Below are 6,496 nucleotides of genomic sequence, written 5' to 3' on the forward strand. Positions count from 1 at the left end.
TAAATAGAGGTATTTTTGCAGTTAAGCGATGACAGGGATCGCTTTAGGATCGCTTAGGATCGCTTAGGATCGCTTTAGGATTGCTTTAGGATTGCTCATAGAGAGGCCATGCGCGTATGGCGAATGGAGCAAGTCTCCATAAGCGATGAAGACGCGAGACTGTGCAACGTCTATAGGAACGGTATATCAGGATCGCGCTACTAATCCGGCAGCATCATGCCGATGTCGCGCGCCTTGGCCAATCTGGCATAGTAAGCTGCGATCGCGATATCGAACACCGCCATCCCCATCGGGTTGAACAGGATCGCCTCGTGCGCGGGCAACGCCTGCATCGCCTCCGTCGTCAACGCCGATATCGGCAGCGTATCCGCCTCGGTCAGTCCGCGCTCCAGATGCATCCGCTCGATATCCGTCCCCTCGCGGCACACCTCCTGCCAGTCGTCGACGAGGATCGAGGAGGTGTGGTCCAGGATCGACGGCATAAAATCGCGCAGCGATACGTTCAGCAGCAGGCTGCCCGGCTTCGGCGCCTGATCGATATACCCTGCGCTGCTGACGGTGCAGGTGACGAACAGATCGGCGTCCGCATAGGCCTCCTGCCAGCGCTCGGCGACGGTCGTCCGCTCGCGCAGCGCCTCCGGGACATCGGCCATATCGACGCCGCGGATATCGCAGAGGACGAGGCTGGCGAGCCGCTCGCCGAGCAACTCCGCGATCATCCGCAGATGGAGTCTGCCGATCGGCCCATAGCCGACGATGCCGACCTTCCACGACGACGGCAGACCGTCGCGCGTCATATATCGCCGCAATACAGCGGCGCTCACCGCCGCCGTGCGGATGCCGCTCAGTCGGGCGGCATTGAAGACCGCCAGCGGACGGCCGGTCGCCGCTTCGTTGAGGATCGTCAGCGAGTGCGCCCGCTGCAAGCCCAGCTCCAGATTGTCCGGGAAGCTGGCGACCCACTTGATGCCCGCTGCATCGATCGCGCCGCCGACGTAGGCGGGCATGGCGATGATGCGATTGCGCGGATTGCCATACCTCAAGTAAGGCTTGATCGGCTGAGCGTAAGCCCCGCTCGCCAGCAGCTGCGTCGCCTCATCGATCGTATCGGCCGCCTCCCGCCAGTCGACGCCTATACGGTCGACCATCTCGTCGTTCAGATATCGCATAACTCTCGCCTCCTGCTCCTAAGATATGTAGTTTCCTTGTCCCTCGACAGTGATGGCGCATCGGACAGCCGTCAGACGCTCATCGTTCCAGCGCATGGTCATCATATGTCGCACGCTTACGGCCCGTTCAGATCGTCTGGCGGTTCGATGGCATGTCCGGCCAGGAAGCCGCAGGCGCAGCGTCTGCCGTAAGTCGAGCGGTCCATTCGGGGTTATAGATCGTGTCCATATAAGCCATGCCGCCATCTGCACAAATAAATGCGACGACTGGCTTGCCGCCATCCCCGGTCGGCGGCTGGTCCGCGAAATACCGGCGCACCGCCGCATACACCGTGCCCGAGGAGCCTCCGACGAACAGCGCATGATCCCGCATCAGCTGCTGGCATCCGTCGACCGTCGCGACCTCCGGCACCAGGATCGCCTCGTCTACATGCGCGTGGCTCAGATTGGCCGGGACGATGCTGGAGCCGATGCCGGGGATCAGTCGCTTGCGCGGCGTATCGCCGAAGATCGCCGAGCCTTCGGTATCGACGGCGATGATCCGCGCGCCGGGATGGCTCTCCCGGATGCGCCGGGAGACGCCAGCCAGCGTACCGCAGGAGCTGGTGCCGACGAATACGTAGTCGAGCCGCGGCAGACTGTCCGCCAGCTCGCGGCCGACGCCCTCGTAGTGGCTGCGCACGCTGTCAGGGTTGTCATATTGATTGGTCCAGAATGCGCCCTCGATCTCCGCCTGAAGCTGCTCGATGCGCCGCAGACGCGACAGCAGGAAGCCGCTTGTCCGGTCGCGCTCGGTCACCTTCTCTACCCGGGGCGACAGCGAACGCAGCAGCTTCTCGTACAGCGGGTTGATGTTAGGGTCGATGACCGGGATGAAGCGAATCCCGAGCCGTCGGCACAGCGACGCCAGCGCGATCGCAAAATTGCCCGACGAGGATTCGATCACCGTCGTTGTCTCTGTAATATCGCCTCGGGCAATCGCCGCCTCGAGGATCGTATACGCCGGACGAATCTTCACGCTGCCGGTGTAGTTGTGGCTCTCCAGCTTGGCGAACAGCCGCACCTTGTCATCCCGCAGCTCCACCAGCGGGGTATTGCCGATCGCCTCGCGCCAGGCCTGGAGTCGCTCCAGCATATGCATCCCTTCCTTCCGGTCCTTGAATGACTGCCGTGTAGAGGACGCCGCTCACGGCGTCTCTACCAGCTGTCCTGTATCCATCTTGATGACGCGATCCGCCGTATCGAAGTAGGCGTCGTCGTGGGTGATGGCGATCACGCAGGTGCCTCTCGCCTTCATCTGCGGCAGCAGCTGCTCATAGAACAGTCTGCGGTAGGTCGGGTCCTGATCGGCCGCCCATTCGTCGAACAGACAGATCGGCCGCGCCTCCAGATACGCGACGAGCAGCGCCAGCCGCTTTTTTTGCCCGGTCGAGAGCCGTGTGGTGGTGAAGGAGCCGTCCTGCACCGCGACCTTGTCCTGCAGCTCCAGCAGCCGCAGATAGGCCTCGATCTCCGCCTCGCGACCGCTCGTATCGATGCCGTAAAGCGCGTCGAACAGATGGAAGTCGGCAAAAATCGCCGTAAAGCTCTCCCTCAGCTCCTCCTCTGAGGCGACGCGGCCGTTCAACAGTATCCGCCCTTCATCCGGACGGTACAGTCCGGTGATCAGCTTGGCCAGGCTGGACTTGCCGCTGCCGTTGCCGCCGGTGATAAAGGCGACCTCGCCGCCCCGGAACGTGCAATCGACCGGACCGACTGCGAACGGACGACGTCCCTCGGCGTCCTCCGGATACCGGTAGACGACGTCCTGGAGCGTCAGCTCCAGCGGTGCAGCACCATCGTCCGCGCTCACCGTCGACAGCTCCGATGGAGCGTGCGACGGAGAGGATGAAGCCAACAAATGCATCAGGGCTGCAGCCTGCTGCGTCGAACTGTCCTGCCTGGTCGATGTAGGCGACGCTGACAAGGCACCATGCTCCGGCGGATCATCCTCCGGTCCCGCGGCAGCGACTGACGCGATAGCTCCCGCCGGCGACGCCGCTCGCTCCGCCGCCAGCTCCGTCGTCTGCGACCGCCGCCGCTCGTCGACCTCCTGGATCAGTCGCTTGACGCGGCCCCAACTGACGCGAATCAGAGCGATCTGCGGCAGGCTGTCGAGCAGTTGATTGACCGGGCCGGTCATATAGAGGAAGACGAAGACGTAGCTGCGCAGCATATCCTGGTCCATCTGCTTGAAGATCGCCGGGAACAGGAAGACGACGCAGCCGATCACCAGTACGAACAATGTCTCGCCGATGATGAACACATGGACGAAGCGCATCTGCGCGCCGGTCCGTTTGTCGCGGAACGTCTCGCAGCTCTCGTCCATCGCCTCCCGGAACTCGCGCCGCCGCGACCGGCTGAGCGCCAGCTCCTTGAAGCCGCGCAGCAGGTCGGCGATGTAGCCGAAGAAGCGATTCTGAATATCCCGCGTCTCCTCGAACAGCTGATTCGCCTTTTCTCCCGCCACATAGTAGATGCCCGCCAGGATGGCGATGATCGCCAGCGACAGCAGCAGCGCGTACACGTTCATAATGCCGAGATAGGCAAAGCAGCAGAGCAGCGTCACGACATTGGTGCCGCCCGTCACGACCAGACCGATCGAGCTGCTGATCTCCTCGGTATCGCTACTGAGCGTCGCTTCCAACCGGCCGCGCTCCATGCGCTCCATATGGGCGTAGTCGGTCTCGAGCAGCTTGCCTGCCAGCTCCATCCGCTTCTCATAGACGAACTGGTTGGTCAGCCGCACCAGCATCGACTGGATGTAGCGCTGGCCGACCACATACATCAGCACCGCCAGGCCAAAGTAGGCGAGCAGTCCGCTGGTCAGGTTGTCGCTGCGCACGAACGTTTCATTGATGACGAAGATGATCATCGCGTTGCCAAGACCGCTCATCAACGCCAACGCTACCGGCTGCAGCAGCGAGCGGTCGCGCGGCCTCGGGAACCAGGCCAGCAGCAGCGAGTAGAGCAGATACAAGGCGATGACAGCTGCGAGCAGCCACACCGCCAGCAGCACCGTCTGCGGCAGCCACACCTCGACGAAATGCCAGCTCAGGCCAAGGCCGATCACCTCCGGCAGCCAGTAGAGAGCCGCCGCTGCGATCGCTGCCGCCGCCAGACGGCCGAGCAATGCGCCCAGCCAGCGCGCCGGACGCCGCTGCGGCTGCCTCGCGCCGCGACCAAGCTCGCGCAGCGTCAGTCCGATATAGACCAAGATGACCAACGCGGCTGGCGTCAGGATGACGAGCAGTGCCACAGCAAAAGTGTCGGCCCGCTTGAACAGATCGGGCCCGGCCACAGGCGGCTCCTCGCCAAGCCAAAGCTCCAGCACGCTCTCGCCGATCATCGCCGTCGTCTCGCTATTGCGGTTGGCGAGCACGGCGACGCCGCTGCGCTCGCCGGGACGGAAAGCGATAAAGGAGGAAAAGGTCGGATTGCTGCCCTCATGGGCATAGTAGCCCGCTCCGTCCTGGTAGACCTCCCAGCCTGCGGCATACGAAGCCCCGGCCGCCGACGGCGCGACGGTGCGGTCAGGCTGCAGCGTCGCCGCCAGCCACTCCGGCGCGAATCCCGCAGGCAGCTCTGCGCCCGTCAGCAGCTCCAGCCAGCGCGCGACATCGCCCGGCGTGCTCAGGATATAGCCGGAGGGCGCATTGCCCTCGTACGCGGGCGGGTCGTAGGGCGACGGTCTGGTGAACCGCCCCTTATAGCCTTGCGCGAGCCGGGCAGGGTCGGCGGGTACGATAGCCGAGGTGTCCCGCAGACCAAGCGGCTCCAGCACCGCAGAGGCCATATAATCGGCGAAGGACTGGCCGGTGACCGTCTGGATGACGAGACCGAGCACCGCATAGTTGATCGTCGCGTATTCGTAGCGCGAGCCGGGCTCGCTAGCCAGCGGCCTGCCCAGCAGCGAGCGGACCGTCGTCTCTGCCGCCCCCTCTCCCGCTGTCGGCGGCAGCGTGCCGATCGAGGCGAACGGGATGCCGCTCGTATGATGCAGCAGCTGTGCCAGCGTGATCGCCTGCGGCTCGCCCTTATAGGCGAGGCGCAGCCAAGGGATATAGTCGGTGACGGGATCGTCCAGCGACAGCCGCCCCTCCGCCTGCAGCCGCATTACGGCCAGCGCGGTCAGCGCCTTGCTGTTGGAGCCCAGCTCGTAGATCGTCTGGCCATCGGCAGGACGACGCTGCTCCAGGTCGGCATAGCCGAAGCTGCGATTGTACACCGTCTCGCCATCTTGGACGATGACGACCGACAGGCCAGGGATGTCAGCCCGTCCCTGCAGCCGCTCCGCCAGTGTCTCGATCTCAGCCAGACGGGCCTCGCTGCCCGATGCAGCCCCTGCGGACGGCAGCCCCGTCAGCAGGCCGAGCCAGAGCGCCAGCAGCAACAGCGGCAGCCGGGTCATCGGCGACATCCGTCGATCGCGTGCGCCTGGCAGCTCCGGGCTCCGGCGACCGGCGGCAATGTGTAGCAAGCCTTGCCGTCGACGTGGCCTAGTCATGGAACAGCCCCTCCAGTTCGTCCTCGCTCAGCTGCACCGTCTCAAAATCATCCGCCGTAAATCGGCCTGCATCGGCTCGGAGACAATGGGTAAGCAACCGTCGCAGCTCTGCGCCCCAACGCTCAACCAGTCGCTCGGCCGCGGTCGCGCCGCCAGCGCCAAGGCGGATCGTCAGGCACAGTCGGCCCTCCGCTGTCCAGGCGAGCGCTTCGACGCCTTCCGACGACGCATTGGCCGGATGAACGTCAGGGCCGGTGTATTCGCCAGCCAGCGCGATCAGCCTTCCGGCGCCGCCCGGCCGCAGCTCGCCGATATAGTTAAACACCGCGTCAGCCCCGCAGATCAGTCGCTGCGCGTCTACGCTCCCGGGCAGATAACGGGCGATGCCGTAGTCGATGCCGCCATGCGGGATGCTGCGCGACCTGGCCTTCACATGAAGGATCGCTCGCTCCCACTCCGCGTCATCCCCCAGCGACTGGCGCTCATCGGAAGAGCCCGGCTCCTGTGAAGTCTGCGAAGCAGAGTCGAGCCCCGGCAAGCCGTCCGGCCCGCCGAGCTCAAGCGGCAGCGGATAGAGCGAGGTAAACCAGCCTACCGTACGCGTCAGGTCGAGCGAAGCGGCTATCGGCTCGCGGCCATGACGTTCGACCTCGATGACGAGTCTGCGACGACTCCGCGTCCGACCTTCGCCAGCGAGCGCGACAGCGAGTGCCGTCAGCAACAGCTCGCTCGGCTCTGTCCGATAGGAGTTATTGGCATCGCCGAGCAGCTCCGCCGTCTC

General features: G+C 64.5%; 3 protein-coding genes and 1 pseudogene. All 4 read right to left on the reverse strand.

Annotated elements, in window-relative coordinates; translation table 11 throughout:
- Nucleotides 1–200: 200 nt before the first annotated feature.
- Nucleotides 201–1,169, reverse strand: a complete 969-nt coding sequence (locus tag PA598K_RS30170; RefSeq protein ID WP_128660501.1) for a 2,3-diaminopropionate biosynthesis protein SbnB — start codon at nt 1,167–1,169, stop codon at nt 201–203.
- 127 nt (nt 1,170–1,296) lie between these two features.
- On the reverse strand, nt 1,297–2,304 hold the full coding sequence (sbnA, locus tag PA598K_RS30175; protein ID WP_128660502.1) for a 2,3-diaminopropionate biosynthesis protein SbnA: 1,008 nt from the start codon (nt 2,302–2,304) through the stop codon (nt 1,297–1,299).
- A 51-nt stretch (nt 2,305–2,355) separates the two neighbouring features.
- Nucleotides 2,356–5,715: a serine hydrolase gene (locus PA598K_RS30180; RefSeq protein WP_260405688.1), complete on the reverse strand. Its 3,360-nt coding sequence runs from the start codon at nt 5,713–5,715 to the stop codon at nt 2,356–2,358.
- Nucleotides 5,708–6,496 (reverse strand): annotated as a pseudogene (locus tag PA598K_RS30185) (condensation domain-containing protein); the annotation flags it as partial. The gene PA598K_RS30180 and the pseudogene PA598K_RS30185, both read right to left, overlap by 8 nt.

Origin of the sequence: Paenibacillus sp. 598K, assembly GCF_003851045.1 — a bacterium.
In the GTDB taxonomy this organism is placed as follows: domain Bacteria; phylum Bacillota; class Bacilli; order Paenibacillales; family Paenibacillaceae; genus Paenibacillus_D.

What these genes read in the sequence shown, in the direction of transcription:
- PA598K_RS30170 (WP_128660501.1), bottom strand. Translation starts at nt 1,169, where the DNA reads ATGCGATATCTGAACGACGAGATGGTCGACCGTATAGGCGTCGACTGG.
- sbnA (WP_128660502.1), bottom strand. Translation starts at nt 2,304, where the DNA reads ATGCTGGAGCGACTCCAGGCCTGGCGCGAGGCGATCGGCAATACCCCG.
- PA598K_RS30180 (WP_260405688.1), bottom strand. Translation starts at nt 5,715, where the DNA reads ATGACTAGGCCACGTCGACGGCAAGGCTTGCTACACATTGCCGCCGGT.